Annotated in this window: 3 protein-coding genes; 2 read left to right on the forward strand and 1 reads right to left on the reverse strand. The window is 61.4% G+C overall.

Going from position 1 to position 2484, the window contains the following annotated elements; all coding sequences use genetic code 11:
- A partial coding sequence (locus EN925_RS31765) for a LysR family transcriptional regulator (RefSeq protein WP_164894522.1) occupies positions 1 to 741 on the reverse strand: 741 nt, incomplete at its 3' end.
- 135 nt (positions 742 to 876) lie between these two features.
- Here EN925_RS31765 and EN925_RS31770 point away from each other — a divergent pair.
- Complete coding sequence (locus EN925_RS31770) at positions 877 to 1659, forward strand: ABC transporter substrate-binding protein (protein WP_024504354.1); 783 nt, start codon at positions 877 to 879, stop codon at positions 1657 to 1659.
- A 64-nt stretch (positions 1660 to 1723) separates the two neighbouring features.
- Complete coding sequence (locus EN925_RS31775; RefSeq protein WP_127384925.1) at positions 1724 to 2371, forward strand: amino acid ABC transporter permease; 648 nt, start codon at positions 1724 to 1726, stop codon at positions 2369 to 2371.
- Positions 2372 to 2484 lie beyond the last annotated feature (113 nt).

The raw sequence follows: 2484 nt of genomic DNA on the forward strand, positions 1-2484 counted from the left end.
GGCGACGATCATGCGCCGCACCTCTTCCAGGCTCGAGGACACGCCGACGACATCGGCGTTGAGCCGGGCCTCGCTGCGCAACAGCGCGACCGGCCGCAACGCATCCGAGATGTGGTCGGTCTGGAACGATACCGAGGGCTCGCCCCGGAGATCGGTCAGCGTCAGCCCGGTTTGCCCGTAAAGCCTGTGCTGCGGCCCACAGAAGAAGCCGAAGAACTCGCGGTAGACCATCGCATATTCCAGCGCCGGATCGCGCTGGCTGACCAGGCAGATGCCGAAGGAAGCACGCCGGTCCCTCACCTGCTTGGCGACTTCGGTGCTTGCTGCGACTGAAATGGTGATGCTGGCGTGAGGGTAGTTGCTGTGGAACTCGGACAGCGCCTGATCAAAGAGCGGCGAGACGACATGGCTTGCCGTCGCGATCATCACATGGCCGGTAACATCGTCGCTGATGCCGCGCATCAGCAGCGGCAACTGCGATATGGTGCCGAACACCTCGACGCTCTGCTCGTAGAGAAGCCGCCCGACCTCGGTCAGTTCGAAGCGCGTCGCGTCGCGCTCGACCAGACGCCGGCCCACCCGGTCCTCCAGCCGCCGCAGAGCATTGCTGACGCTGGGTTGCTTGAGGTTCAGTCGCTCCGCAGCTCGCGTGATGCCCTTCACCTCCGCGATGACGACGAATGTCCGCAGAAGGTTCCAGTCGAGATCCCAGACCAGTCGTTCGGGGCGTGGAAGTACCATTCCTGATATCTATGCTCTCTATTCCCATTATCTATTTGCGCAATGATACCGCAAAGGCAATCATTGATGACAGGAAAGCGTCTGCACGCCTCCCAAGAACAAACCTTGCGCGCCATCCAGAGGAGAGGAAATCAGATGAACAGAGTATTTTCCGGCATCGCCGTTGCGGCCCTGCTGCTTGCGTCGACCTTCACTGCCGTTTCGGCCAGGGCCGACGACCTCGAAAAGATCAAGGCGGCGGGCGAGCTGAAGATTTCCATGAGCGGTCAGTATCCGCCCTTCAACTTCGTCAACGACCAGAATGAAGTCGTCGGTTTCGACGCCGATATCGGCAAGGCCATCGCCGAGCGCATCGGTGTCAAGGGCACCATCATCACCACGGCCTGGGACGGCATCATTGCCGGCCTGCTCGCCAACAAATACGACACCGTCGTTGGCTCGATGACGATCACGCCTGAGCGTGAAAAGGTGGTCGATTTCGTCGGGCCTTACTACCACGCCGGCCGCGCCGTTTTCGTCAGCGAGCAGTCGAAAGTGCAGAGCCTCGACGACCTCAAGGGCAAGACCATTGGCGTGACGCTGGGCGAGACGCATGAGAAATGGGCGCGCGAAAAGGGCGGCTGGGATATCCGTACCTACAAGGGCCTGCCGGAACTGCTGCTGGAGCTGAGGGCCGGCCGCGTCGACGCGATAGTCGTCGACAACATTCCGGTCATGGTTGCCGTCAAGGAGACGGGCGAGAAGGTCCGCAAGCTCAACACGCCCGATATCGAAGGCGGCGCTGTTGCCATCGGCATCGCCATCCGCAAGGACAATCCGGAGCTCAAGGCTGCGATGCAGAAGGCGCTGGACGACATGCTGGCGGACGGCAGCTACGAAAAGATCTCGATGAAGTGGGTCGGCAGCGACATCCGCTGATCTCTCCTGGCTTCAGGCGACCAAAGCCGCCTGAAGCCGAGCGTTACTCCTGCTGGACCCTTTCATGGATTTCTCCTTGATGCAGCGCGTCTTCCCGTTCTTCGTGGAGGCCGCCTTGGTGACGATCGAGATCACGGTGTTGGCCCTGATCCTGGGCCTCGCGGCTGCTTCATTGGCCGCGGCCGCCAAGATGTCGAAATCGGCAATCCTGCGGACCATCGGCACGCTCTATGTCAGCCTGTTTCGCGGCACGCCGTGCCTGATCCAGCTCTTCGTGCTCTATTTCGGCGGCCCGCAGATCGGCATCAATCTGGAGCCGTTCGCCGCCGGCGTTATCGGCCTCGGTCTCAACATCGGCGCCTATATGGCGGAATCGATCCGTGGTGCGCTGGTCGCGGTCGACAGGGGCCAGACGGAGGCCGCCCGCACAATAGGCTTCAGCCGTTTCCAGACCTTGCGCAAGGTCGTGCTGCCGCAGGCCGCACGGCTGATGATCCGGCCGCTCGGGGTCAATACGGTTGCTTTGTTGAAGGGATCAGCACTTGTGTCGACCATTTCAGTCGTCGAACTGACCTACACCGCCCAGCGCTTCATCGGCTCCACCTACAAGCCGTTCGAGATATTCGGCGTTGCAGCCCTGCTCTACATGATCATGGTCTACGCGGTTGCGCGGTTCGTCGACCTGCTCGACAAACGCTTCGCCATCGTCTGACCGGAGAGCACGATGCAAGGTTTGGATTTCACCGTCGTCGCGCCCTACTGGGACCTTCTGTTGATTGGTGCCTGGTGGACGGCGGTGCTGACGGTCTCGGCGGGCGCACTCAG

The organism is Mesorhizobium sp. M7A.F.Ca.US.006.04.2.1 (assembly GCF_004022915.1).
GTDB classification, from domain to species: Bacteria; Pseudomonadota; Alphaproteobacteria; order Rhizobiales; family Rhizobiaceae; genus Mesorhizobium; species Mesorhizobium ciceri.